The sequence below is a fragment of the Heliomarina sp. genome (assembly GCF_052826185.1).
On record NZ_JBRBUI010000054.1, the window covers coordinates 113455 to 139161 of the forward strand.

Sequence of the window (25707 nt, forward strand, 5' to 3'; positions counted from 1 at the left end):
CGCTTTGCGGCCTTTCCGCCAGCAGACAGAAGTATCGGTGGGTGTCCCTGTGGGTCTTTGGTTTCCGGGAAAGCGCGGCGCGATCGTTCGCACCGGCTTGTCTCGCTGCGTGCAAATGCCTAGACCCTGTGAAAACCGTTTCGATTTGGAGCCGACATGCGCCTGAGCCGCTATTTCCTGCCCGTTCTCAAAGAAAACCCTGCCGAAGCGCAGATTGTCAGCCACCGATTGATGTTGCGGGCGGGGATGATCAAGCAGGCGCAGGCAGGGATCTATTCCTGGTTGCCACTGGGCTTCAAGGTTCTGCGCAAGATCGAGAATATCGTGCATGAGGAACAGCAGCGCGCGGGACATATCCCGCTGTTGATGCCGACCATGCAATCGGCTGATCTGTGGCGGGAATCCGGGCGTTACGACGATTATGGCGAGGAAATGCTGCGTATCACCGACCGTCACGGGCGCGACATGCTGTTCGGGCCGACGAACGAGGAGCTGATCACCGATATCTTCCGCAGCCATGTATCGAGCTACAGGGACCTGCCCCTGACGCTCTACCAGATCCAGTGGAAATTCCGCGACGAGATCCGGCCGCGGTTCGGCGTGATGCGGGGGCGCGAGTTCCTGATGAAGGACGGCTATAACTTCGACATGGATTACGAGGCGGCGATGCGCGCCTATGACCGTCACATGGTCAGCTATCTGCGGACCTATGAGCGCATGGGCCTGAAGGCGATCCCGATGCGCGCGGACTCTGGCCCCATTGGCGGCGAGGACACGCATGAGTTCCTCGTGCTGGCAGAGACGGGCGAGAGCGAAGTGTTCTATGACAGCGCGATCACGGATCTCAAGCTGGGCGACCGGGAAGTCGATTTCGCCGATGCGGCGCAGTTGCGGGCGATCTGCGAGGAGTGGACGACGCCCTATGCGCGTACCGACGAGACCCATGACGAGGCCAGGTTCAAGGAGATCCCGGAAGAGCGTCGCCGGTCGTCGCGGGGGATCGAGGTGGGGCAGATCTTTTATTTCGGCACCAAGTATTCCGAGCCGCTGGGCGCGAGCGTGCAGGATGCAGAGGGCAAGAAGGTCGACGTGCACATGGGCAGCCACGGCATCGGTGTCAGCCGCTTGCTGGGCGCGATCATCGAGGCGAGCCATGACGAGAACGGGATCATCTGGCCCGAGGGGGTCACGCCGTTCCACGTGGGAATCGTCAACCTCAAGCAGGGCGACGAAGCCGCCGACGCGGCCTGTGAGCAGATCTATGCGGCGCTGAACATGGTCGGGCTGGAACCGCTCTATGATGATCGCAAGGAGCGTGCGGGTGGCAAATTCGCCACCATGGACCTGATCGGGCTGCCCTGGCGGATCACCGTGGGGCCGCGCGGACTTAAGAACGGGGTGGTCGAGCTGACCTCGCGGCGCAGCGGTGAAAGCGAAGAACTGCCGCCGGAGGATGCGGTCAAGAAACTGGCGGAAATCTATGCGCCGCACCTTGTGAAAGGCTTGTAAGCAAGGGCCGATCCCAAATCTCGGAATGTCGGCGGGTCGATTGGCCCGCCGTTTTCTTTTGGCGCGGCTACGAAGCCGGACCGGGCGCGCTAATGCCACCCAAAGCCGGGTTCCGCATCCAATCCGTGTCCTGCAGTCCGGATTTTTTCTTATTTATCAACAGTCCGTTTTCACCATAGGCGGAACTTTTCCTATGCCTCCTGTGTTATGGTCCCGAAGTAAGGGATCAACGTGGAGACCTGGTTATGAAACGGCCGCAGTATGTTATTGGTGCAAGTGTTACAGTAGGCGCGTTGGCGCTGGCCACATGGGCGTTCGCCGTGCCCTTGGGTGTCAGCGATCTGATTTCGCCCATGCTGGGAGAGAACAGCGGGATGCTTGGGGCGAACGCCTCGGTGATCGCGACCGACCCGATGATGGGTGACGATGTGCCGGAAGGGACGGTTCTTGTGTTTGGAGAGGACGGCACGCTCGACGCGGTGGTGTCCGATGACCGGACCGAAGCGATACAGGAAAACAACACCGCCCTGCACGAACTTTAAGACACAAGACAAATCAGACATGGAAAGCCCGCTCACCCGATCGTGAGCGGGCTTGGTTCGTCTTTGGGCCTGATTGCTCTAACCTTGCAGTGGTGGGTGACACCCGTTCCGCCCCTAAGACTAGGACCTGTGCCATGAAAATTTTGACCTCCTGTTCAATCGCAATTTCCTCCCTTGCCCTTGGCGTGTCGGCCTGTGCCGAGCCGGTGGCGCAGGGGGCCAAGAACGTGCCGGAGTTCGAGCCCGCCTTTGAGAACCAGACCCGGGCGCCCGCGATGCAAAGCGATATCGGCATTGCGGTCGAAACCGTGGCCTCTGGCCTGTCGCACCCCTGGGGTATTGCCGAACTGCCGGGTGGCGGTTTCCTGGTGACCGAGCGCGAGGGTCGGCTGCGTGTCATCAGCGCGGATGGAGAGTTGCTGGAGACAGCGGTTGAGGGCGTGCCCGAGGTGCATGCGGTCAAGCAGGGCGGTCTGCTCGACGTCGCGCTGGGACCGGATTTTGCCCGCGACCGAATGATCTATTTGACCTACTCCAAACCGACGGGCGGCGGAAAATCGGTGACAGCCGCCGCGCGGGGCGTGCTGAGTGAGGACATGATGCGGCTGGAGGAGGTCGAGGACATCTTTGTTCAGGATCCGCCCTCGCCGACGCCGATGCATTACGGATCGCGGGTCGTGTTCGACGGCGATGGCCACGTGTTCATCACCACGGGTGAGCATTCCTCGATGGCCGAACGGGGGATGTCGCAGGATCTCTCTACCACTTACGGCAAGGTGATCCGCCTGAACCTCGATGGCAGTGTGCCGATGGACAATCCGTTTGCCTCGGAGGAAGGGGCGATTGATACGATCTGGTCCTACGGCCACCGCAACGTCCAAGGCGCCGCCTATCGCGATGGCGTTCTCTGGACGCTGGAACATGGCCCTAAAGGTGGGGATGAGCTGAACAAGGCCAAGGCGGCCCTGAACTACGGCTGGCCCGTCGTCAGCTATGGCGAGACCTACGGCGGCGCACCGGTTGGCGAAGGCATTCCCCGCGCGGAAGGAATGGAAGAACCTGTGTACTACTGGGATCCGGTGATCGCCCCCGGTGGTTTCGATTTCTATGATGGCCAAATGTTTGAGGCCTGGCAGGGCGATATCCTTGCCGGATCGCTCAGCCCCGGTGGTCTGGTGCGGCTGAAGCTGGACGGTGACGGTATGGTTACCGGCGAAGAGCGTCTGGTCGAGGATCAGGGCCGCATCCGCGATGTCGAAGTCACCTCGGACGGGTCGGTTCTGCTCTTGGTGGACGAGGCGAACGGGGCGGTTCTTCGCCTGACTGCGCAGGATTGATTTCCCGGGTCGGGGATCGGCTTGACGCTGGCTGTGGCCCGGCGCAATGTCCGCCCGACCCGGAAATCGGAGCACGACTTGCCTAAAACTCCCCCGCCCTTTGCGGCCTTCGAATGGCTTATTGCCTGGCGTTACCTGAGAGCGCGTCGCGCCGAGGGCGGCGTCAGCGTGATGACATGGATCAGTCTGATCGGAATCACGCTCGCGGTCTTCGCGCTGATCGCCACCCTTGCCGTAAGGTCCGGATTTCGCTCGGAATTCGTGGGCACGATCCTTGGCGCGAACGCGCATGTGACGGTTTACTCGACCGGCGAGGTCGACCCGCTTGGCAATGTGAATCGCACGATTGCCGATTATCCGGCGATGGCCGAGGCGGTCGCGCAGGTGCCCGGTGTGACGCGGGTTGCGCCGCTTATACGGGGGCAGGTGCTGCTGAGCGCGCAAGGCGAAAGCACCGGTGTCGAGGCCTTTGGCATCGCGGCAGAAGATCTGCAATCGCTGCCCGGTATCGCGCAGGCGGAACAATCCGCCGGCGACCTGTCGCGCTTTGACGAGGGCATCGCCATCGGGTCCGAAGTGGCGCGGATCATCGGGGTTTCGGTCGGCGACCGGGTCAAACTGACCTCTCCTGACGGGTTGCAGACGGCGATGGGATCCAGCCCGCGCGTCAACGCCTATGAGGTGGTCTATGTCTTTACCGCCGGGCGCTATGACATTGACCGGACGCGGATTTACATGCCCTTTGCCGAGGCGCAGGCCTTTTTCAACCGCGAGGGTGTCGCGGATGAGCTTGAGGTGATGGTCGACAACCCGGAAACCGTGGACCAGCTGGTGCCGCAACTGTTCCGGGCTGCCGGTGATCAGGCGCTGATCTGGACGTGGCGCGATGCCTCGGGCAGCTTTTTGCGCGCGCTCGAGGTCGAGGACAACGTGATGTTCATCATCCTGTCGATCCTCGTGCTGATCGCGACCATGAACATCGTCTCGGGACTGATCATGCTGGTCAAGAACAAGGGCCGTGACATCGGTATCCTGCGCACCATCGGCTTGAGCGAAGGCTCGGTGCTGCGGGTGTTCTTTATCTGCGGTGCCTTTACCGGGCTGATCGGCACGGCGATGGGCGTGCTTCTGGGCTGTCTCTTTGCGCTTTACATCGACCCGATCTTTTCCTTCGTGAATTACGCGATGGGCGGCGGCGTCTGGGATCCGTCGATCCGGGGAATCTATGCGCTTCCGGCAGAGCTGCACCTGTCGGACGTTTTGTCGGCGGTGGCCCTGTCGCTGGGGCTGTCCTTTTTCGTGACCTATTTCCCGGCCCGCCGCGCGGCCCGGATGAACCCGGTGGAGGCGCTGCGCTATGAGTGATGTTGCGCTGGATCTGGGCGGAATCTCAAAGACCTACAACAAGGGCCTGCCGGGCGAGGTGCGGGTGCTCGACAACATCGATCTGAGCGTCGGCAAGGGCGAGATCGTTGCCCTTGTCGCGCCCTCGGGGGCGGGAAAATCGACCCTTTTGCATATCGCGGGGCTGCTGGATACGCCCGATACCGGAAGGGTTCGGATTGCCGGTCAGGACATGACCGGCGAGGGCGATGCGGTGCGCACGCAGGTACGGCGGCGCGATGTCGGGTTCATCTACCAGTTCCACCACCTGCTGCCCGAGTTCACGGCGGCGGAAAACGTCACCCTGCCGCAACTGGCGAACGGTGTGGACAGGAGCGCGGCGGCTGCACGAGCCACGGAGTTGCTGACCCGTGTCGGCGTCGGCCCGCGTGCAAGCCATCGTCCGGCGGCGCTGTCGGGGGGCGAACAGCAGCGGGTCGCCTTTTGCCGCGCCATGGCCAATGGCCCGCGTCTTTTGCTGGCGGACGAGCCGACCGGCAACCTTGACCCGGCGACGTCCGAGACCGTGTTCGGGGCGCTGATTGATCTGGTGCGTACCACCGAAATGGCGGCGCTGATCGCGACGCATAACCTTGACCTTGCCGCGCGGATGGACCGGGTCATCCACCTGACCGATGGCCAGCTCATATGATCGAGGTTTCGCTGAAGGAAATCGGTGAGGCCACGCAGGCGGCGCTGGAAAGCCACGGGGCCGCGCCATGGGTCGCGGCCGAAGTAACCGCCGCGGTGGTCGAGGCCGAGGCGGTCGAAAACCGGATCTGCGGGCTCTACTACCTTGAAAGCTATTGCAAACAGCTCGTCTCGGGCCGGGTCGAAGGCGATGTCGAGCCCACAGTCGACCGCCCGCGCCCCGGATTTGTCCGCGTCGACGGGCGCATGGGGTTTGCGCAACCGGCCTTTGCGCGCGGCCTGCCCGAGGCCGTGGCGGCGGCGCGGGAAAACGGCACCGCTTCGCTTGCGGTAGGGCATACGCATACCTGCACCTCGCTGGGCTTTTTCACCGGGCAGATCGCGCGGGCGGGGTTGATCGGGATCGGATTCACCAATGCCTCGCCCATCGTTGCGCCGCCAGGCGGACGGTCGCGGGTGATCGGCACCAACCCGATCGCCTTTTCCGTGCCGGACGGGCAGGGCGGCGTGGCCATGCAGTTCGACCAGTCGACCACCACCGTCGCGCTGGGCAAGATCACCATGGCCAAGGCGGCGGGTGAACCCATCCCCGAAGGCTGGGCGCTTGACGCCGAAGGCCGCCCGACCACCGACCCAGACGCCGCGCTGGGCGGGACGCTGGTGTCGATGGGGGGCTACAAGGGCTGGGGCTTTGGCGTGATGGCGGAATTGCTGGCTGCGGGCATGACGGGCGGCGTCAATTCGCTGGATGTCAAACCGCTGAAGTCGCCCGAGGGTCCGCCGCATGATCTGGGCCAGTTCTACCTGCTGATCGATCCGGGTTGTACCGATACTTTCGGTGCGCGTTTCGCGGCACTGGCCGAGGCTGTCGCGGCCGAAGAGGGCGGGCGGCTGCCCGGTCAGGGCAAGCGGCATGCCGATCCGATTGCACTGGATGAGACTCTTTGGGCACAGGTGGGCGAACTCGCCGCGCCCAAGCCATAAGCGGCACAGTTTTTGCCCGGGCCACTTGCCGAACGGCTCGCGCTCCGGCAGACTCGCCATGTGGGTTGAGAGGATAAAAGCCAATGATCGCCAAAGCTTTGTGGAGCCTGCCGGCCTTGTTCATCGCGGCCGCTTGTGCCGTTGACGTGATGCCCGGCCCCGATGAGGGAGAGATGCTTTTCGCGCGGAATTGCTCGGGATGTCATACCGCTACGGCAACCGGCATGCGGTTGAATGACGGCACCGTGGCCCCGGACCTGACGCGTATATCCGAGCGCAACGATGGCGTTTTCCCGCGTGCGCATGTTCTGTCGCAAATTGACGGCTACGGGCGGGGCAAGGCCGCCAGCGTCATGCCTGAATTCGGCGACCTTCTCGAAGGCGAGCTGGTGCCCGTCGAGGTCGAAGGCACGATGACGCCGACGCCACGCCCGCTGGCAGCGCTCATGACCTATCTGGAAAGCATACAGGTCGGCACCGAAGGCTGATCACGAACATATCCCCCTGAGCTCGGCCCCGCGCCATGGCAAAAGGACGTCCCTTTCGCGCTGGCGGTTCTGGGGAAGGTCGGCGACGGGAAATGCCCCGCGCAGCATGTCATGCAGCCGTTTCGTGCGGGCCGCGGCGGGGTCGAGCGCGCGGCAGCAGATGTATTCCTCGACAATCGCGCCCTGTTGTTCATAGCCGTATTGCAGAAAGTCCGGCGCGCCCTCGAGTTCAAACAGGTAGGGGTCTTTCATATACCCGTGCTCGGCCGCGGCGCGTAGCGGTGAATAGCCGGTTTTCTGACGGTTCTGCCATTGCCAGACATGGGTCAGTTCGTGCCCCAGCAGCATCGCGGCGGTTAGGTTGAGCAGCTCCGGATACTCGGACAGGAAATCCTCGGAAAACCAGTCGCGCACGAAATAAACCTTGTTGAACAGGGTCATGGCTGCTGGCTTTGCGGTCACGATCCCCTCTTTCACCGGCGGTAGAATGCGTTCTCGGCAGGTGGTGCGGGGCCGTGCTTTTCTGTGAAAGGTGACTGGGGCGACAGGCGCGCCCTCGACCAGCCGGACCTTGTCGACGTTGAGTTCTTCGCCATGCAGAGACGTAGCAAAGGCAAGCTCGGCCCGGGTCAGGGGACGACCGCAGCCCGTTACAAGCAGGGCCAGGCACAGGCAGATCCGGATCAGCATCCTGGCTCAGCCGGCGTAAAAGGAGGCGGTCGCGGTCGAGACCAGCTTGCCGCTTTCCTCATCGCTCATCTCGGCGCGGGTAAAGGTCATCGCCTTGCCCGCCCGAACCACAAACGCGCGGCAGAGGATTGCCTTGCCGGAAGCCGGGCGCAGGAATTGCGTGCTGAGATCGGTCGTGGCGAAGGGGCGGAATTCGCCCGCATGGGCCAGCGCCGCGAGCACCATTACCGTATCGGCCAGCGCGGCCATGGCCTGCCCGGAAACGATCCCGCCGACGCGGATCAGATGCTGGCCCACAGGCATACGAACCAGCGCGTGTTCCTTGTCGATGGACAGCACCTCGGGTTGCAGGGCAAGCACCCATTCGGCGAAGTTTTCATCGAGAATTTTCTGCGCGTCCGCTGGCGTCATCCTGCTCTCCTGGCTGATCTTTTTGCAAACCTAGCGGGGGTTTGTGGGCCTGTCGACTGGCGACAGATCAATCACTTGCGAGTGCTTCGCTGATGGCTTTGGGATCGACCGGCGCGATCGGTGTCGCGACGCTCTGCGCGGCGATTGGCTGGGCCTTGATGACATCTGGCCGGGCGGGTTGTTCTGCGGCTGGCGGGGGCACCGTTGCGGCCACCTCAGGACGCCGGGAGACTGCCCTTGCGCTCGCGCTCGGCGGTCGCTGCGCGCTCAGGTCCGTTTGCGCGGCGGGTGTGACACTGGCGGCGGCCTCCGTGGGGAGGGGGAGTGCATCCGGGGTCACGATGATGCCTTTTTCCTCAAGCTCCATGCGCAGGATTTCGTCCTGATGCGCCTCTTGGCAGGCGCGGACCTCTTCGAAGGCGCGCCGTGAGCCGCGCAGGGTGAACTTGCCCAGCTGGGTATCGCCATAGGACCATGTCATGCCTGCTTCGCGCTGAAATTCATCGACAAAGGTTTCGGAGCGGTCCATCGAAGCGTCGATCAAGATGTTCAAACCCGGCGTGCCGTCCATGTAGACCCCCAGCATGTCGAGCGTCCACGGCGGCTGATCCCCGAAGACGAGGGAGATCGGATAGCGCGAGTTCTGTTCAATCGATTCCCAGCGCCCGTCGAGCACGGTGATATCCAGCGCGGGCACGTCTTCGTAAGTGTCGAAGCCGATAAAGAAATCGGTATCGTCAAAGCGCGCGAAAGCGAGGCAACCGCGCGTCGCCGGGTAAAAGCCCACGTCCCAGTCGTCTATCAACGCCCAGCGGATGGGATCGGACATAGCCGGAAGTGAGATCAGAACAAGCGCCATACCAACGACGCCGCGCAGAAAACAGGTCATCCGACCCTCGCAACACAACAACAGGGAAAAGTATAGAGGGACGATAGGTTAAGGCGAAGTAGAGAAGCCGTGCGTGAAATGAGGAGGTTCGGCGGGATTTCCAGGATTATGTATCTAATTCAATGGCATGTGGAGAAAACGGGGTTGGTCGAAGGTCGATCATAAAGAGTTTTGACCGTAAACGGTGCGCGGCCTTTGCGGGGTATTGTTTCTGATCTGGGAATGGTCAGGCGTGCTGCACTTGCAGCATTTGGGCTTTCTCATGCCCGGTGACATCCGTGCAGCACCTGTGCACCCCCTGTACACCGCCGCAGTGCGGCATGGCGTGTCAGGCAGGGTCGGTCGGGATTTGCGGGGTCCAGTGTTCGCCCATCGCGACGATGCAGGATGTGCCGTGGGCATAGGTGACCACCAGCGTCCAGTCGCCCTGCGCGTCGGTCCAGACCTCCATCACCTGTTCCGGGTCGCGGATGCCCGAGGCCGCCCGGCTGGCGCCGAACTGACCGGTCAGTTTCTCATGCATCGCGGGCGTCGGCTCGCAGATCGCCTCGGCAATGGGAGAGACCGCCGAGGCCGGCGTGGCGAGGAGAGAAAGCAGGAGGAGGGCACGTTTATACATGCCGTGGAGTGTAACGGTTATGTGACTGTTTGTATATACAAATGGTATACGTTTGCGTGAGGGCCGCGGAGAACGCATTCCCCGAGGATCGTTGGATCAGGTTGTTTTCCGGTTAGCGGCAATGTCCCGCCCGGCCGCAGGCCGGGCAGCCCCCGACCGCCCCCCTGGGCGGGGGCTTTGCCCCCACCCCAACAATTCATCGGTATTATCTAAAGAATAATATTAACATTCTTACAATATCTTAACTTTATTTTCCTGCGTCATCTTGCCTTGAGCAGTGGAAGCTAAACTCACCATTCTCTTGAGATTTCGAGACCGATTTCAAAATCATTCAAAGATCGCATCAAGGGTTTGAATTGACGTGTGCTTTCTTAGGTATTAGGTACGCAGGGTGATTAGGTTTATCGGTTGGCACGTAAACAGCTTATCCACGTGCGTCTAAAATCCCACTGGTATAAAACCAAGTCTCGTCTAGCTCATCTTGATATGCTCGTTCTGCAGCCTCTTTTTGAATGTTGCTATAGCATATTTGGCAAACAAACTTTTCTGTGATGCCAAAATCGTTAGCAAGAGTGGCTCTACCTTCAGAAAATTCCCACTCAAATATCTCGTCTGTTTGGTAAATTTCGTACTCGGGAAAGTTTTGGCAACATCGATCACATTCGATTACATTGCAGTCGTTGTGGCAAAATAGGCAGATACACTTTCCGTCTAGTTCAACCAGAAAATCTTTACCGCATTCTACGCAGTTCCAGCAAACGTCGTGCTGTTCCAGACTTTCCTTGGCGCGCTTTTCTATTTCCGAAATTTGTTTTTGAACAGCCAGTAGATCATCAATTTTGTCCCGCGATGCCAACTCGTCCGCGCCGATCTGCAGATGGTATCTTAAAAAATCACGAAGAAATGCAAAAATTTCAAAGAATTTGGCCTCAAGCGCTTTGCTGTTCTGTCCGATAGTGCCATGAGCAACGTCATTTCGGTAGGCTACGGCAGTTTCAATTCTTTTCATGTCCTTAGGTGATAAATTAAGTCCGTATATATCTCTATTCGTTAGTCTTTGAAAAGTCTTTTGCAGCGATGTCGTTTTTCCGGGCTTATCAATGACTTCGTGGATGAACACGGCGTTTTGTTCAGCTAGCAATGCTTTCGAGAAATGTTCAAGGCTAATCACTAAGTGGAAGATAGCCAAAGGCCAACGAGCCTCAGCTTTTTCTTTAGCTGATAAAGCATTGTCTATTGCTTCTTCAGCGAAAAATTTGGCGCTGGACGTTAAGTTTGCGACGAGAGTACTTGGGTTTTTCCGAGGTTTCAGGCTCAAACATCCAGCTCCTCGACGAACTTCGCGTTCTCCTGGATATACTGAAAGCGCAGTTCGGGTTTCTTGCCCATGAGCCGTTCGACGAGGTCTCCGGTTTCGCCGGGTTCGTCTTCGTCGATGGTGACGCGGATGAGCTTGCGGGAGTTCGGGTCCATCGTGGTTTCCTTGAGGTCCTTGGCGTCCATTTCGCCAAGACCCTTGAAGCGGGAAACGTCGATCTTGCCCTTGCCGCCAAGTCCTTTTTGCAGCCATTCGTCGCGCTCGGCCTCGTCGATGCAATAGACGCGCTTGGCGCCCTGCGTCAGGCGGAAGAGCGGGGGGCAGGCGAGGTAGAGGTGGCCTGCGTCGATCATCGGGCGCATCTGGGTAAAGAAGAAAGTCATCAGCAGCGAGGCGATATGCGCGCCGTCGACGTCGGCGTCGGTCATGATGATAATCTTGTCATAACGCAGATCATCAAGGTTGAAGCGCGTGCCAAGTCCAACGCCAAGTGCCTGTGACAGATCGGAAATCTCGGCGTTGGAGCCGAGTTTCGACGAGGCCGCGCCGAGCACGTTGAGGATTTTGCCACGCAGCGGCAGCAGGGCCTGTGTCTTGCGGTCGCGGGCCATCTTGGCGGAGCCGCCCGCCGAGTCGCCCTCGACGATGAACAACTCGGTGCCGTCGCGGGCGGTGGCGGAGCAGTCGACCAGCTTGCCGGGCAGGCGGAGCTTCTTGGTCGCCGTCTTGCGGGCGGTTTCCTTTTCCTGACGGCGGCGCAGGCGTTCCTCGGCACGCAGCACGAGAAAGTCGAGGATCGCGCCCGCGGATTTGGTGTCGGCGGCGAGCCAGTTGTCGAAATGGTCGCGGACAGAATTCTCGACAAGACGCTGCGCCTCGGTCGTGGCGAGACGGTCCTTGGTCTGGCCGACGAATTCCGGTTCGCGGATGAAACAGGAGACCAGTGCGCAGCCCCCGGTCACGAGGTCTTCGCGGGTGATCGAGGCGGCCTTGCGGTTCGAGATCAGCTCGCCATAGGCACGGATCCCCTTGAGGATTGCGGCCCAGAACCCGGCCTCATGGGTGCCGCCCTCGGGCGTGGGGACGGTGTTACAGTAGGACTGGATGAAACCGTCGCGCGAGGGTGTCCAGTTGATCGCCCATTCGACCTTGCCCGGCGTGTTGAACTTTTCCTTGAAGTCGACGGTACCGGCAAAGGGACGTTCGGCATAGGTGGAGGAACTGCCCAGCGTTTCGGTCAGGTAGTCAGCGAGGCCGCCGGGGAAGTGGAAAGTTGCCTCGGTCGGGGTTTCACCGTCGTCGATGGCGGTTTTCCAGCGGATTTCGACGCCTGAAAACAGATAGGCCTTTGAGCGGATCGATTTGAAAAGCCGCGCGGGTTTGAATCGATGTGAGCCGAAAATCTCTTCGTCCGCGTGGAAGGTGACGGTGGTGCCGCGTCGGTTGGGGGCCGCGCCGACCTGTTCGACCGGGCCAAGGGGAATGCCGCGAGAGAAGCGCTGTTCGTATAGCTGGCGGTCGCGGGCGACCTGCACCACCATCGAATCGCTGAGCGCGTTCACCACCGAGGCGCCGACCCCGTGCAGACCGCCGGAGGTCTCGTACGCCTTGCCGGAAAACTTGCCGCCCGCGTGAAGTGTGCAGAGGATCACCTCGAGCGCGGATTTGCCGGGGAACTTGGGGTGCGGGTCGATCGGGATGCCGCGACCGTTGTCGCGGATGGTGACCGAATAATCGCTGTGCAGTTCAACCTCGATCCGGTTGGCATGTCCGGCGACGGCCTCGTCCATGGAGTTATCGAGCACCTCGGCCACAAGATGGTGTAGCGCGCGTTCGTCGGTACCCCCGATATACATGCCCGGGCGTTTGCGGACCGGTTCGAGACCTTCGAGAACTTCGATGGAAGAGGCGTCGTACTCGGTGGGCTCGGCCCCGGAGAGGAGATCATTCATGCGGCTGCTCTTTTGTTGGTTGGGCGGCAGTATGTCAGAGCCGGAAGGGTGGGGGAAGGCGAATCCGGGATCGGGCCGTTCGAGATTCAGAGAATTTGACCCATGTGACCGGAGGGTGCCATCGGGTGGCTGTTGAGCGGCGGCAGTCACTGGGAGGATAGCCCAATGATGGGCCGAATCGCGGGCGGGTTCGCCCGACCTGTTCCGGGCATATCACGGGCAGATCGGTCGAAAATCCTCGCCATCGCATTCTATTGCAGAACAGCCGGGAGCCTTCGGCGTGACAGCCGCAGGTTGCGGAGAGAGAAAGGCCCGCGCGGATGCTATGGAAATTGTCGAAACCTGCGGATCAGGGTCAAATCTATCTGTAAGGCTATTTTTTTCTGGAAAGAAGCCGTCTGACGAGTCACCGTAATGGTGATTGAATAAAATTTTTCACCTCTGTTGCAGAATGTTCGAGTTTGTTGCGAGGATTGAATGAATAAGACTACCCAAGGATCGTCGCCGCAAAAACGAGACTGGTCGAAGATAATTTTTCTAACCATCGCGGGGTTTCTCCTGCTGTTTGGTTCGTTCTGCTACGGAATCCTCGCGATCCGGATGAACCTGCAACCCTGGCCGCTGATGCTGCGCGGGATCATCACGGTGAAGGAAGTGCTCGCGCCGAGCGACAAACTGCTGCAATCGACACGTGCGCCTTCGGAGACCCCGATCGATTTTCCGCTGCCGGATCAGGTCGCGCCGGGGCTGGTTGCGGTCGCGGGGGATTACAAGACCCGCCATACCGAGGTGAAGGTGATGGACCGCGAGGGTCGCGTGATCCATTCATGGAAGCCGAACTGGCAGGAAATCTGGCCCGGTGACGAGGGCGATTTTTCGCCCCGGCCCGCCGACAGCATCTATCTGCACGGGGTGATGATCCTCCCGGACGGATCGCTGGTTGCAAATTTCGAGCATTACAGCACGTTCCGGTTGGATGTCTGCGGCAACCTGATGTGGAAGCTCGACAATCTCGGGCACCATTCGGTCAATTACGCGCCGGACGGGACGATCTGGGCCTCGGCCGAACGGCGGCCGCAGGAAGGTGTTATGCCCTATCCGATGCACGCGGCGAACCTGCGCGACTGGACCATGCAGAACATCAGCATGGACGGCGAGATCCTGCGCACGATCCCGGTGATCGACGTGTTGCTGAACAGCGATTACGAAGGCCTGCTATACGTATCGGACAGGGCTAATCCGGGCGACGGGGTCTGGGGTGATACGTTGCATCTGAACGACATAGATACCTTTCCCGAAGGCATGGAGTCGGAGATATTCGAGACCGGCGATGTCATGTTCTCGCTGCGCAATATCTCGGGGATCTTCGTGATGGACCCGGACACGCTGGCATTGAAATACGTGAATGTCGGCCAGGTAATGCGCCAGCACGATCCCGATTTTGTTGAAGGCGACTGGATTTCGGTGTTCGACAACCGGACCTTCAGCATGGATGCGCAGGAGCCGGCCACGGGCAGCCGTATCATCGAGTTTAACGCGGTGACCGGGGAGCGGCGCGTGGTGATCGACGGAGCCGACCCGGAAACGGAATTTTTCAGCCAGATCATGAGCGTCCATCAGCCCCTGCCAAATGGCAATACGCTGATCGTCGTTTCGGATGATGGCCGCTTGGTGGAATATACACCCGACAGGAAATTAGCCTGGCGTTACGAGAACCAGACCGAAGAAGGACTGCTTCGGATTTACTGGGCCGAAGTACTACCCCCAGAACTTGACGAAAATTTTTTCAGAGAGGCTGAACTGACATGCAACGGAAATTGATGACCCTTGCTCTTGCTCTGAGCATTCTGAACGCGGCGGGCCCCGCCCATGCCTATATCGGACCGGGTGCCGGTCTGGGTGCCATTGCCCTGACCATCGCGCTGGCTGTGGGCGTTGTGCTGCTGGTGGTCGGGTTTGTCTGGTACCCGGTCAAGCGGATGATGAAATCGCGCAAGTCCGACACGCCGACAGTACCCAGCCGCGATAGCTGAACTTGATCGGTCCTGTACTTGTCTGCCTTGTTGCCGTGGTCGGATTTGGCCTCGGCATATGGAAAACGCGTCTTGTCGCTTCGTCGCAGGGCGTCTTTGCGGCGATCTCTGCCGGGATCGCGGCCATGTTCGACCCTGCCCTGTCGGATGACGAAAAGGAGGCCAGTATCCGGCGCACCGGGCTGGACCTGATCAAAAAGACCGGCGGTCTGGCCCTGCGGCTGATCCTGTCGCTGCTTGCGGCGGCGGTGCCGATCTATATGGCCGACTGGCTGGGGCTGGTGCCGCTTGAGGCGTCGATGGATATGATGCTGAGCTGGGAGTTCATCGTCATCGTGTCGGTCGTGGCAATCGTGGTCGGGTCGATCCTGTCGCGACTGCTGGGCGGCAAGAAAGAGGCCGAGCCAAGCGAAGGCTACAGCGCGGGCGACCAGATGGTGCATACGCTTGCCTTTGCCTCGCCGGGGCTGATGCGGCGGCTGGCGGCGAGCGATGACAGCCTGTTTTCCGGCAAGGTGGCGGGGGTGAAACCGGCGGGGCCGATATTCATCACTTCGCTGGCGCGGGGCGGGACGACTGCCCTGCTGAACGCGCTGCACGACCTGCCGAACGTGGCCACGCATCGCTATGCGGATATGCCGTTTCTGACCGCGCCGCTCTTGTGGAGCAAGCTGGGCGGGAACCGTTCGGTCGCCCGGCGGGAGCGGGCGCATGGGGACGGGATGGAGATTGATCTTGAGAGCCCCGAAGCCTTTGACGAGGTGCTTTGGCGGCTTTACTGGCCCGAGAAATACAATGGGAACAAGATTGCGCTTTGGCGTCCGGGGGATATCAAGGAAAAGGCGCGGGACGTGATGCGGCGGCACATGTCCAAGATCATCCTGCTGCGCAAGGGCGACAGGGCGGCGGGCGGCGATGTGCATTACGTGTCGAAAAACAACGCCAATATCGCGCGGCTGACGGTGATCCCCGAGATGTTTCCGGGGGCCGAGGTGATCGTGCCGCTGCGCCATCCGGTGACCCATGCGGCCTCGCTCCTCCGGCAGCACAAGAATTTCCTTACCCGCCACGCGGAGGACCCGTTTTCGCGGCGCTACATGAATGACATCGGCCATCTTGAGTTCGGCGAGTTGATGCGTCCGATTGCCTTTGAGGGGTTTGCACCGGGAGAGCGGGAGTCAACGTCTCCCGATTACTGGTTGGCCTACTGGATCGCGGCCTTTCGCGAGATCCGGCAGAACGGGGAGGGGTGTCACCTCGTGGCGCAGGACGATCTGCGATCCGATCCGCAGGGTACGATGCACGCGCTTTGCGACCGGATCGGTCTGGATCACGGGGACGTGGATTTCACGAAGTATTTCCGGCCCGGCGCGGATTTGGGGGATAGCTCTGCCTATTCGTCCGAGCTGCTGGTCGAGGCGCAGGCGCTTTATGAAGAGCTGAATGCGCGGGCGGTGCGGGGGGCGGTTCCGGTAGAGGCTTAGGTGCCGTCTTTCGGGGGGGCAGGCCGCTCGGTTTAATCGGCCAGCTTAGTTGCCGATGACAGGGATGACCTCTGCCCCTACGATGATGGTTTCGCGGGCTGACAATTTCACGACGACATCCTAACCTGCGCGGGAAGTCACATAATCCAAGTATAAATATGCTGATACACGTCGGGCAGGAGCGTACAGAACGAATTAACCTGGCGCTTGCCGGTATTCTTGCGACGATTGCCGGGGCTCTGAACGCGGCGGGGTTTCTTGCAGCGGGGGTGTTCACGGCGAACATGACCGGCAACGTGTCTGCCTTTGCGGATTACCTTGTGACGGGGCGATACGCCTTGGCCCTGTGGCTGGTGCCGTTGGTTGTCGCTTTCGTCTCGGGGGCTTATTCCGCTGCGGCTTTAATCTATCACGAACTAGCAAGGCGGGTTCACGGCGCATTCGCATGGGCGATCGTCGTGGAGGCATGTCTATTGATTGTGCTCTCCGCCGGACTGGCGGTCGCATCTGGCGGGGTGTCAGCTGCTCTCATGACCATCACGCTAAGTTTCGTTATGGGGTTTCAGAACGCGGTCACGACGCTGATCTCGGAGGCCCGGGTGCGCACGACGCATGTGTCCGGCATGGCAACCGATATCGGGATCGGGCTGGCGTCGCTTTCCAGTGATTCCGAGGGCAGGAGCGAGGCGGCCGCCCGGCTCAAACTTCACACCCTCACGCTTTCGGCCTTTGCAGTTGGCGGCATCCTCGGAGCCATCGTGTTCAACTGGGTTGGTAACTGGTTTTTCGCGATTGCTGCCGGGGCGCTACTATTGATTGGCTTGCCCGAGATCGGGCGGGCGCGTCGGCTTGGCAGGGGCTGATTTTGAAGCTGTTTCGGCTTTGAGCGTCGAGTGATTGAAGAAGCATGACTGGAGAGCGGCCCGGTCTTTGCTGAAACCTGCCGGTTTAGGGCTTGGCGTTTGCGAATGGCAAACTGTCGATCCGCGACCTTGGAGTCACGTACGATGTCTTTCGCAGATTTGCGAATGACTGGGTAACAGCCGCGCCGGTCGCGATGTTCAATCCGGCATCCACTCTTTCACCATCCCCGCAATCTCCTCCGCGTGGGTGTGGATCAGCCAGTGATCGGCGTCGGGGAGGTTTTTGCGGGTGAGGTCGGGGGCGAAATCCTCGAGGCCCTCGTTGGCTTCGGGCAAAAGCGCGCCGTCCTGTTCGCCCCAGATCAGAAGGTGGGGGCAGCGGACCATGAGGCGGTCGGAGGGAAACTCGGGCAGGTCGGTGATCGGCTCGCCCGGTTTGGCAAGGCGCAGGGGCGAGGCGCGGTACCAGTTGATCATGGTTTCGAGCCGTCCGTCACGGGCCCATTCGGTCTTGTATTCCTCGGCCCGGTCGGGATCGACCCAGTTGGTACCCATGTGCCGGGTGAAGAAATCCATCATCTTTTCGAAGTTGTTCTCGGCGAGCTTTATGTGGGAATCCGGGCGGCGGAGATAGCCGATATAGGCCGAGGCCTCGGATTGCGCGCCGCCTGATGCCATCGCGCGCTGGAAGGGCACCGGGTGGACACCATTGGCGATGATCAGGCGCGAGACGTGATCGGGGTAGAACATCGCCAGCCCATAGGCGACAGCTGCGCCCCAGTCGTGGCCAAAGACGGTGACCGGTCCGCTGCCGTAATGGTCGATCAGCGCGACCATATCCTTGGTCAGGGCGGAACCGGTGTACATATCCACGCCATCCGGTGCCCAGCTCTGGCCATAGCCGCGCTGGTCGGGGGCGATCACGTGAAAACGGTCGGAAAGCTTGGGTGCAAGATCGCTCCACGCGCCGCCATATTCCGGAAAACCGTGCAGGAGCAGCAGCTTGGGCAGGGACGGATCGCCCCAGCTGCGGACAAAGAACGGGTGGCCATTAAGCTCGACGGTTTCCGATTGCATGTAAAATTCTCTCCCTTGTCGGGGCAGGTTAGAGTGACTTGGGTGTGAGGGAAAGAGGTGGCCCGCCCAGGCAGGCCACCTGTCTGGGATCACTCGCCGGCGGGCAGGGTTTCGAAGCGCAGACCCTTGGCGGTGCGATCGGGAAAGCCCTTCCACTGGCTGTGATCGTCGGTTGGCTTGCCCGCGTCGTCCAGCGCGACGACACCGTCATCCGACTGTTCCACGAGGTCGAAATATTCGGCCATCTGCTGATCTTCCTTGAGGTGGAGATCCATGAAGGCGGTGGCGAAATGCTGGGTGATGTTGTTCATGCGGTTGGTGTCCCAGACCGCGTCGGCATAATGCTCGAACGGGGCGAAACCGAGCGCCTCGTCGAATTCCCAGCTTTCCTCGGGGGCGGGCATTGGTGCTGCGGCATTGTGGTTCGCACCGATGAAGGTCAGCAGGTGGCGGGTGGTGTTGGTGGTGCCCTCGAAAATCTGTCGGATCGCAGGGTAGACGGACACGTCATCGACACTGCCGGCCATCAGAAGGAGCGGTTTCTCAAAGCCCTTGAGCCCTTCGGCATCCCAGAAGCCAGTGTTCATGCCCCAGGGTCCGATGGCGATCATCGCTTTGACGCGCGGATCGATCAGGTCGGCATGGGTTTGCGAGCCCGCGAGGTGGCGCGAGAGTAGCCCGTTCGGTGTGCCCCAGCTGTATTCGGTGCTGGCCTGCGTGACGCCCGCGCCGCCAAAGATCATCGCGCCGTAGCCGCCCATGGAATAGCCGATGACGCCGGTGGTTTCGGCATCGGTGATCGCGCCGATGGGGCTGTCAAGCGCGGCCATCTGGTCGATCACGAATTTCTGGTCGATGGGGCGGTTCAGCAGGGTCGAGCCAAAGGCGCCCTTGTCGTCATAGGTGCTGTCCTTGTGGTCGATGGAGACCGCGACATAGCCCTTGGAGGCGAGGTTTTCGCCAAGGTGCGACATCAGGAAACGGTTGCCGGGATAGCCGTGGCTGATCACGACAAGCGGAAAGGTTTCCCCGCTGACCGGGGTGGCATCGCGGGCGGCGCGGCCATGCAGCGTGACCTCGGTCACGCCGTCGCGCAGGATCGCCTGATAGGTGCCGCCCGGCTCGGTGCCTTCCTCCGCCGGGTACCAGACCTCGACCGTGAGGGGGCGGTCATAGGTCGGTTCGCTGCCCTCGGAGGTGTTCACGATGTCGATCTGGTCAGGATTGGTGAATTCCAGCGTTGTCACACCGATGGGCATGGCGCCATAGGCGGCAAGTTCAGGCGCGTCGGGGCGAATCCGGTCGATCCGGTTCTCGGCGTGGACGGTGCCGGCGGCGAGGCTGGCGGTCAGGGCGAGAGATGTCAGGGCAGTACGCATGTCGTCTCCGGTCTTGTGCATTCAGTTCGGGGGTTCATGGTACATGGTTAATGTGACGTGACCATAATAATCTTATCCACAGGCGGGATTTCCCGAAATATTAGAACGTGCTCGGCCGGGTTTGACGGGACGGACGCGTGATCTTGACAGCCCGGTTCGTGGCCTCTTGCGGGGGGCGTGCAATACACATATTGCACAATTTATGAGCGTTCACATGACATATGGTGGCCATGCCAAGGCGATCCTTTTCCTGGGTCTGCCCCTCATCGGAGGGCATCTGGCGCAATATGCCATTGGGCTGACGGATACGGTGATGCTGGGCTGGTATTCGGTCGAGGCGCTGGCCGCCGTGACCCTGTCGCACAGCTATTTCTTTGTCTTTTTCATGCTCGGGTCGGGATTCGCGCTGGCGGTGATGCCGATGGTGGCGGCGGCTGCTGCGCGCGACGACGAGGTTTCGGTACGTCGGGCGACCCGGATGGGGTTGTGGCTGAGCCTTGGCTTTGCGCTTTTGGTGATGCCGATCATGTGGAAGGCGAAGACCCTTCTGGGCCTGCTTGGGCAGACACCCGCAGTGGCCGAAGCCGGGGGCGAGTACCTGCGGATCGCCGGTTTTGGGCTGATCCCGGCGCTCTTGGTGATGGTGATCAAATCCTATCTCGCGGCGCTGGAGCGCACGCGGATCGTGCTTTGGATCACGGTTCTGGCAGCCATCAGCAATGCGCTGGCGAATTACATCCTGATCTTTGGCAATCTTGGCGCGCCGGAACTGGGTCTGCGCGGGGCGGCGATTGCCTCGGTTCTGACGCAGAGCATTTCGCTGGTCGCCATCGTGTTCTACGCCATCCGGGCGCTGCCCGATCACAACCTGTTTCAGCGGCTGTGGCGGCCCGACTGGGAGATGTTCGGGCAGGTGTTCCGGCTGGGGCTGCCGATTGGCATGACCACGGTCTGCGAGGTCAGCCTGTTCGCGGCGTCCTCGGTGATGATGGGCTGGCTTGGCACGGTGACGCTGGCGGCGCATGGGATTGTCATCACCGTCGCGGCGGCGGCGTTCATGGTGCACCTGGGCCTGTCCAACGTGGCGACGATCCGGGCAGGGAACGCCTTTGGCCGGGGGGATCGTGCGCATATGGCGCGAGGGGCGCTTGTGGTTTTCCTGCTGTCGCTGGCAATTGCATGTATCACGGTCACCGCCTTTCTCGTGGTGCCGGAACCTGTGATCAGCCTGTTCATCGAGCCGGACGATCCGGCGCGGCCGGCCATCCTCATCGTGGGCGTGCAGCTTTTGGCGATTGCGGCGCTGTTCCAGCTTGTCGACGGGGCGCAGGTGATCGCGCTAGGCCTGCTGCGAGGCGTGCAGGATACGGCGGTGCCGATGATGATCGCGATCCTGTCCTACTGGGCCGTTGGCCTGTCGGTGTCTTACCTGCTGGGCTTTGTCTTGGGCTGGGGCGGCGTGGGGGTCTGGCTGGGGCTGACGGCGGGGCTCGCCTCGGCGGCGCTTTTGCTGATGCTGCGGTTCTGGGGTAAATCGCTGGGCGAGATCGGTTACGCCTGATCCTTGCGGGCGGCTTTTTCGCCTTTCTCGAGCCGGTCGGCCTTTTTGCGCACCAGAACCGAGCGCAGGTCGTGCATGGCAAGCAGAAGCGCATCCGTAATGTCTTCGAGCTGGTCGTCGCTGGCACGCGACTGCGCCCATTGCGCGGTCAGGTTCATGTGGTCGATGGTCCGGTGGATATCGTCGAGATCGCGGCGGGCGAGCAAGGCCGTGCGCTCTTCCATCCATGCCCTGATTTCCGCGAGATCGGTGTCGGACAGGGTCCGGTTGCCATGCGGTTTGATTTCGCCATTGCGGATGTTGACCACGGCGATCTGGTCCATGTCGATCCGGCGCTGACGGTTCTCGGTATCGATACGGAAGACAAAGGCACCGTTTTCGCGGACGCGGAAGTAATAGTCGGGCAGGTTGGCCAAGGTTTACGCCTCCGTTTCTTCAAGCACGCGCCAGAGGCTGCCGTCCTCGTCGACAAGGGCGAACATGCGCGGCGCATCCTGAAGCTGGAACGGGGTGGTGAGGCGCGGGATCGACCGGTCGTCTTCGGGCAGGTCTGCGGTAGCGAACCGCGCATGCAGCGCGTCGATATCCGCGCTACGCAGGCAGGCGGAGAACCAGCTGTCGCGGGCGTCGAGCTTGGGGTGGGGAAAGAATTCCACCAAGGCATCGCCAAGCGCGAGGATCATCCAGCCATCGTTGCGAAAGCGCGTTTCAAAGCCGAGCCGGTGGTAAAAGGTCTCGGTCCGGTCGAAATCGCGGCTTGGCAGGTTGGCGGTAATCCTCGCGCCGGTCATGCGTTACTTGAGACCCGCGCAGAACTTGGTGATACGCGCGCAGGCTTCTTTCAGGTTCTCGTCCGAGGTCGCATAGCTGACCCGGAAGTTGGGCGAGAGACCGAAGGCCGCGCCAAAGACTACGGCGACGCCGGTGTCTTCCAGCAGGGCCTTGGCGAAATCCTCGTCATTCTCGATCTTGACGCCCTTGTCGGTGGTCTTGCCGATCAGGCCTTTGATCGAGGGGTAGACATAGAAGGCGCCTTCGGGAACCGGGCAGGTGATGCCGTCGATGGCGCTCAGCGCCTCGACCACCAGATCGCGGCGGCGTTTGAAGGTCTCGTTGTTCGGAGCAAGGAAATCCTGCGTGCCGTTCAGCGCCTCGACCGCGGCCCACTGGCTGATGGTGCAGGGGTTCGAGGTTGACTGGCTTTGTACCTTGCGCATCGCGGCGATCAGCTTTTCGGGGCCGGCGGCGTAGCCGATGCGCCAGCCGGTCATGGCATAGGCCTTGGAGACACCGTTGCAGGTGAGCGTGCGGTCGTAGAGACCGGGTTCGACCTGTGCAGGGGTGCAGAATTCGAACCCGTCATAGGCGAGGTGTTCGTACATATCGTCGGACATGATCCAGACATGCGGGTGCTTCATCAGCACATCGGTCAGCGCCTTGAGTTCATCATGGGAATAGCCCGCGCCGGTCGGGTTCGAGGGCGAGTTGAAGATGAACCATTTGGTCTTGGGGGTGATCGCCGCTTCGAGCTGTTCGGCGGTGATCTTGAAATTGTTCTCGAGCGTGGCCTCGACGGCGACGGGTTCGCCGCCCGCCAGAAGCACCATGTCCGGGTAGGACACCCAGTAGGGCGCGGGGATGATGACCTCGTCGCCAGGGTTCAGCGTGGCGGTCAGCGCGTTATAGAGGTTCTGCTTGCCGCCGGTGCCGACCGAGATCTGCTTGGGTTCGTAGGTCAGCCCGTTTTCGCGGGCGAACTTGGCGCAGATCGCCTGTTTCAGCTCGATGATCCCGTCGGGCGCGGTGTATTTCGTCTTGCCCGCTGCGATCGCCGCGACGGCGGCGTCCTTGATGTTCTGGGGCGTATCGAAATCCGGCTCGCCCGCGCCGAGGCCGATCACGTCGCGCCCGGCGGCCTTGAGCTCGTTGGCCATGGTGGTGACGGCGATGGTGGGCGACGGTTTGACGCGCGACAGGGTATCGGAAAGGAAGGACATTTGGGCCTCGGGTTTGTATCTACGGCTCGACTGTCTTATGCTGGGCACCATATCTGATCAAGACGCAACTCAAGAATGCAACTCAAGACGGAGCGCCACGACATGATGGATGATACGACGGATTGGTACGGACCCGATGCTGCAACTTTCGGAGACCGGGTCGCCGCAGCGCGGGAAGCGGCGGGAATGAGCCAATCGCATCTTGCGCGGTGCCTTGGTGTGAAAAAATCGACGCTGACGGGTTGGGAAGATGACATTTCCGAACCGCGTGCCAACAAGCTGTCGATGATGGCGGGGCTTTTGAACGTATCGATCACATGGCTGCTGACCGGCGAGGGCGAAGGCATGAGCGCGCCCGACGATGCGGCGGATACGGTGAGCGATCTTGCAGGCTATGCGGCGGAGCTGCGCGAAATCCGCACCGCCATGCGGGCCAATTCCGAGCGGGCCGCGCGGCTGGAAAAGCGCATCCGGCAGGCGATGAAAGCGGAAGAGACCGTATGAACGAAAGCCACGAAGACCGGCTCAAGCGGCTGAAGATGCGGTCGATGCGGCGCGGGATCAAGGAAATGGACCTGATCCTGACCGCCTATGCCGATGCCAATCTTGCCAAGATGAGCCCGGCGGCGCTGGATACCTATGACGCGCTGCTGCGCGAGAACGATCAAGATCTTTACCAATGGGTTACCGGGCAGGTCGCGCCGCCAACGGCTTACGCTGGATTGATCCAGGATGTCTCGCAAGTATTTCAAAAGTAAGATCAAATTAGCTTAACCGATTCTTCGGTTTTTCCGGTCACTTTCTGTTGAAGCAGATCGAGTCGGAGAGATTGATGAGTATGGAGATGCAATTGATGCCGTCGGATCCGAAAGGATTCATGGCCGGATACCTTGAGGCGCTGGCATTGGTCGAGCGTCTTCATCGTCTACTGCTCGACGTTATCAAGGATGAGTTCGAACGTGTTGGTGTTCTGGAGATCAATGCCGTGCAGGCGCTGTTGCTGTTCAATATCGGTGACAATGAGGTCACGGCGGGCGAGTTGAAAAGCCGGGGTTATTACCAGGGCAGCAACGTAAGCTATAACCTCAAGAAATTGGTCGAGATGGGCTACATGCACCACCAGCGCTGCGAGATCGACCGCCGGTCGGTTCGGGTGCGGCTGACGGAAAAGGGGCGCAATATCCGCGATGTTGTGTCGGGGCTGTTCCTGCGCCATGCAGAGGGGCTTGAAGAACGCGGCATCATCGGGCCCGGCGGTATCGAAGAAATCACGAGCTCGCTGAAGCGGGTCGAACGCTACTGGACGGACCAGATCCGCTATATCTACTAGGTTCGAGCAGCAGGGGGCGGCCCCTCGGGGGCGTCCTTTTTAATCAGACGGCGAAAGGTTATCCCGGTTCCCGGTTGCGCGGACGCAGATCGAATCCGACGGCGCGGGGCGTCAGTTCGCGTTCCAGCTTGCGCCGCATCGCGCGTTCGTAATCCTCGAAACTCTGGGCAATTTCCAGGAATGCGCCGGGGCCGTAGATCACCGAATTGCGGTAAAAGCTGATCAGCGAGCGTTCGGCTTCGTAATCCGAGTTGTTCACGACAAGCCCGTTGACGGTCACATCGGCAAAGGGGAACTGGGCATAGGCCTGCTCGGGGCCGAAACCTTCGTTATTTATGCCATCTCCGGCGATATCGATGGTGCGGAAAAGGCAGGCGGGGGCACGGCTGAGCAGGCGCGCGCCATAGCCAAGCGCATAGCCCATCGCGGTCGGGAATTCGCTGTGACTGCGGTTGGAGAGGCCAATAACGCTGGCCGCGTTCAACAGATCCTCTCGAGTACCGATCAACTGCCAGTCGAGGAGCAGTTCCTGATTGTACCGGCCGCTCCACTCAAAAACAGCCAGCGCCACCGGTACGTCCACCGCGAAGAAGGCGCGCTGCACCTCGGGCGAAAGCAGCGCGGCGGCAAGTCCCTTGCGCTGGAGCGCATCCTCTTCGGCATTGACCGAAGAGGAGACATCAAGCGCGAGGACAAGGGCGAGCCTGCAATCCTGTGCCTTTGCCGCAAGCGGCAAGAGCAGGGAGAAAACGCAGGCCAGCCGCCACATTACCAGTGTCCGGTATTGCTCATGGAGGCCCAGGGTTCCGCCGGTTCCCGGGAATCGCCGTTTTGCAGCAATTCGACCGAGACATTGTCGGGCGAGCGGACAAAAGCCATGCGCCCATCGCGCGGCGGGCGGTTGATCGTTACGCCATTGTCCATCAGATGCTGGCAGGTGGCATAGATATCGTCCACCCCATAGGCGAGATGGCCGAAATGACGGCTGTCATCGGGAAGCGCATCATCGCCATCCCAGTTGTAGGTGAGTTCCACGGGGCATTCCTCTTGCCCTTCGGGCGCCATGAAGACCAGCGTGAACCGGCCCTCTTCGCTTTCGTGGCGGCGGATTTCTTTCAGGCCCAGAAGCGCGTAGAACGCCATCGATTTCTCAAGGTCCTTCACGCGGACCATTGTGTGCAGATAGGTTAGCGGCATGTGTATTCTCCGT

General features: G+C 60.9%; 28 protein-coding genes. 15 read left to right on the forward strand and 13 right to left on the reverse strand.

Annotated elements, in window-relative coordinates; translation table 11 throughout:
- Positions 1-156: 156 nt before the first annotated feature.
- The 7 genes from proS (at position 157) to ACU0FH_RS18760 (ending at position 6894) form a co-directional block, all read left to right on the forward strand.
- Positions 157-1509: a proline--tRNA ligase gene (gene proS, locus ACU0FH_RS18730; RefSeq protein WP_446196267.1), complete on the forward strand. Its 1353-nt coding sequence runs from the start codon at positions 157-159 to the stop codon at positions 1507-1509.
- A gap of 245 nt (positions 1510-1754) precedes the next feature.
- Positions 1755-2051 (forward strand): hypothetical protein, encoded by a 297-nt coding sequence (locus tag ACU0FH_RS18735; protein WP_446196268.1) that lies wholly within the window; start codon positions 1755-1757, stop codon positions 2049-2051.
- A 134-nt stretch (positions 2052-2185) separates the two neighbouring features.
- A complete protein-coding gene (locus ACU0FH_RS18740) occupies positions 2186-3388 on the forward strand; it encodes a PQQ-dependent sugar dehydrogenase (RefSeq protein WP_446196270.1) in 1203 nt (400 codons plus the stop codon).
- Between the two features lie 78 nt (positions 3389-3466).
- Entirely contained in the window at positions 3467-4753 is a 1287-nt protein-coding gene (locus ACU0FH_RS18745) for a lipoprotein-releasing ABC transporter permease subunit (RefSeq protein WP_446196271.1), read from the forward strand.
- On the forward strand, positions 4746-5423 hold the full coding sequence (locus ACU0FH_RS18750) for an ABC transporter ATP-binding protein (protein ID WP_238369711.1): 678 nt from the start codon (positions 4746-4748) through the stop codon (positions 5421-5423). Before ACU0FH_RS18745 ends, ACU0FH_RS18750 begins: the two co-directional genes overlap by 8 nt.
- Positions 5420-6406, forward strand: a complete 987-nt coding sequence (locus ACU0FH_RS18755; RefSeq protein ID WP_446196273.1) for an Ldh family oxidoreductase — start codon at positions 5420-5422, stop codon at positions 6404-6406. The genes ACU0FH_RS18750 and ACU0FH_RS18755 overlap by 4 nt, the downstream gene beginning before the upstream one ends.
- An 83-nt stretch (positions 6407-6489) precedes the next feature.
- Positions 6490-6894 (forward strand): c-type cytochrome, encoded by a 405-nt coding sequence (locus ACU0FH_RS18760; protein ID WP_238369713.1) that lies wholly within the window; start codon positions 6490-6492, stop codon positions 6892-6894.
- Here the strand turns inward: ACU0FH_RS18760 and ACU0FH_RS18765 are convergent, their stop codons facing one another.
- The 6 genes from ACU0FH_RS18765 to parE all read right to left on the reverse strand — a co-directional run bounded on the left by ACU0FH_RS18765 (position 6895) and on the right by parE (position 12773).
- Positions 6895-7584, reverse strand: coding sequence for a hypothetical protein (locus ACU0FH_RS18765; RefSeq protein WP_446196274.1), 690 nt, complete (start codon positions 7582-7584; stop codon positions 6895-6897). It abuts the gene before it with no gap.
- Positions 7585-7590: 6 nt separating this feature from the next.
- Positions 7591-7995 (reverse strand): PaaI family thioesterase, encoded by a 405-nt coding sequence (locus ACU0FH_RS18770; protein WP_446196275.1) that lies wholly within the window; start codon positions 7993-7995, stop codon positions 7591-7593.
- A 67-nt stretch (positions 7996-8062) separates the two neighbouring features.
- Entirely contained in the window at positions 8063-8884 is an 822-nt protein-coding gene (locus ACU0FH_RS18775; RefSeq protein ID WP_446196276.1) for a hypothetical protein, read from the reverse strand.
- A 328-nt stretch (positions 8885-9212) separates the two neighbouring features.
- Complete coding sequence (locus ACU0FH_RS18780; RefSeq protein ID WP_446196277.1) at positions 9213-9503, reverse strand: hypothetical protein; 291 nt, start codon at positions 9501-9503, stop codon at positions 9213-9215.
- A 424-nt stretch (positions 9504-9927) separates the two neighbouring features.
- Positions 9928-10821, reverse strand: a complete 894-nt coding sequence (locus ACU0FH_RS18785; protein ID WP_446196278.1) for a hypothetical protein — start codon at positions 10819-10821, stop codon at positions 9928-9930.
- Positions 10818-12773, reverse strand: a complete 1956-nt coding sequence (gene parE / locus ACU0FH_RS18790) for a DNA topoisomerase IV subunit B (RefSeq protein WP_446196280.1) — start codon at positions 12771-12773, stop codon at positions 10818-10820. The genes ACU0FH_RS18785 and parE overlap by 4 nt, the downstream gene beginning before the upstream one ends.
- A 477-nt stretch (positions 12774-13250) precedes the next feature.
- On the opposite strand from parE, the gene ACU0FH_RS18795 reads away from it, so the two are divergent.
- The 4 genes from ACU0FH_RS18795 to ACU0FH_RS18810 all read left to right on the forward strand — a co-directional run bounded on the left by ACU0FH_RS18795 (position 13251) and on the right by ACU0FH_RS18810 (position 17153).
- Positions 13251-14594, forward strand: a complete 1344-nt coding sequence (locus ACU0FH_RS18795; protein WP_446196281.1) for an arylsulfotransferase family protein — start codon at positions 13251-13253, stop codon at positions 14592-14594.
- Entirely contained in the window at positions 14594-14806 is a 213-nt protein-coding gene (locus ACU0FH_RS18800) for a hypothetical protein (RefSeq protein ID WP_446196282.1), read from the forward strand. The genes ACU0FH_RS18795 and ACU0FH_RS18800 overlap by 1 nt, the downstream gene beginning before the upstream one ends.
- Positions 14807-14808: 2 nt before the next feature.
- Entirely contained in the window at positions 14809-16290 is a 1482-nt protein-coding gene (locus ACU0FH_RS18805; protein WP_446196283.1) for a sulfotransferase, read from the forward strand.
- Positions 16291-16448: 158 nt separating this feature from the next.
- Positions 16449-17153 (forward strand): YoaK family protein, encoded by a 705-nt coding sequence (locus ACU0FH_RS18810; protein ID WP_446196285.1) that lies wholly within the window; start codon positions 16449-16451, stop codon positions 17151-17153.
- Between the two features lie 198 nt (positions 17154-17351).
- Here the strand turns inward: ACU0FH_RS18810 and ACU0FH_RS18815 are convergent, their stop codons facing one another.
- A complete protein-coding gene (locus ACU0FH_RS18815) occupies positions 17352-18230 on the reverse strand; it encodes an alpha/beta fold hydrolase (protein WP_446196286.1) in 879 nt (292 codons plus the stop codon).
- 89 nt (positions 18231-18319) lie between these two features.
- A complete protein-coding gene (locus ACU0FH_RS18820) occupies positions 18320-19609 on the reverse strand; it encodes an alpha/beta hydrolase family protein (RefSeq protein WP_446196287.1) in 1290 nt (429 codons plus the stop codon).
- 214 nt (positions 19610-19823) lie between these two features.
- On the opposite strand from ACU0FH_RS18820, the gene ACU0FH_RS18825 reads away from it, so the two are divergent.
- Positions 19824-21170 carry an MATE family efflux transporter gene (locus ACU0FH_RS18825; RefSeq protein ID WP_446196289.1) on the forward strand — a complete coding sequence of 449 codons (1347 nt, stop codon included), beginning with the start codon at positions 19824-19826 and terminating at the stop codon, positions 21168-21170.
- On the opposite strand, the gene ACU0FH_RS18830 is transcribed toward ACU0FH_RS18825, so the two are convergent.
- From ACU0FH_RS18830 to ACU0FH_RS18840, 3 genes are read right to left on the reverse strand one after another with little or no spacing between them, the layout of a single operon-like run.
- Positions 21161-21586, reverse strand: coding sequence for a hypothetical protein (locus tag ACU0FH_RS18830; protein ID WP_446196291.1), 426 nt, complete (start codon positions 21584-21586; stop codon positions 21161-21163). The genes ACU0FH_RS18825 and ACU0FH_RS18830 overlap by 10 nt on opposite strands.
- A 3-nt stretch (positions 21587-21589) precedes the next feature.
- Positions 21590-21961 (reverse strand): bleomycin resistance protein, encoded by a 372-nt coding sequence (locus tag ACU0FH_RS18835; protein WP_446196292.1) that lies wholly within the window; start codon positions 21959-21961, stop codon positions 21590-21592.
- A 3-nt stretch (positions 21962-21964) separates the two neighbouring features.
- Complete coding sequence (locus ACU0FH_RS18840; RefSeq protein ID WP_446196293.1) at positions 21965-23167, reverse strand: pyridoxal phosphate-dependent aminotransferase; 1203 nt, start codon at positions 23165-23167, stop codon at positions 21965-21967.
- Positions 23168-23269: 102 nt separating this feature from the next.
- Between ACU0FH_RS18840 and ACU0FH_RS18845 the strand changes: the two genes are divergently transcribed.
- The 3 genes from ACU0FH_RS18845 to ACU0FH_RS18855 all read left to right on the forward strand — a co-directional run bounded on the left by ACU0FH_RS18845 (position 23270) and on the right by ACU0FH_RS18855 (position 24497).
- The gene (locus tag ACU0FH_RS18845) at positions 23270-23671 is read left to right on the forward strand and encodes a helix-turn-helix domain-containing protein (RefSeq protein ID WP_446196982.1); all 402 of its coding nucleotides are present in this window, start codon (positions 23270-23272) and stop codon (positions 23669-23671) included.
- Positions 23668-23925, forward strand: coding sequence for a succinate dehydrogenase assembly factor 2 (locus ACU0FH_RS18850; protein ID WP_446196294.1), 258 nt, complete (start codon positions 23668-23670; stop codon positions 23923-23925). The genes ACU0FH_RS18845 and ACU0FH_RS18850 overlap by 4 nt, the downstream gene beginning before the upstream one ends.
- 74 nt (positions 23926-23999) lie before the next feature.
- Positions 24000-24497, forward strand: a complete 498-nt coding sequence (locus ACU0FH_RS18855; RefSeq protein WP_446196295.1) for a MarR family winged helix-turn-helix transcriptional regulator — start codon at positions 24000-24002, stop codon at positions 24495-24497.
- Positions 24498-24555: 58 nt separating this feature from the next.
- Here the strand turns inward: ACU0FH_RS18855 and ACU0FH_RS18860 are convergent, their stop codons facing one another.
- Positions 24556-25266 (reverse strand): DUF1194 domain-containing protein, encoded by a 711-nt coding sequence (locus ACU0FH_RS18860; protein ID WP_446196297.1) that lies wholly within the window; start codon positions 25264-25266, stop codon positions 24556-24558.
- Positions 25266-25694, reverse strand: coding sequence for a VOC family protein (locus tag ACU0FH_RS18865; protein WP_088633836.1), 429 nt, complete (start codon positions 25692-25694; stop codon positions 25266-25268). The genes ACU0FH_RS18860 and ACU0FH_RS18865 overlap by 1 nt, the downstream gene beginning before the upstream one ends.
- Between the last annotated feature and the right edge of the window lie 13 nt (positions 25695-25707).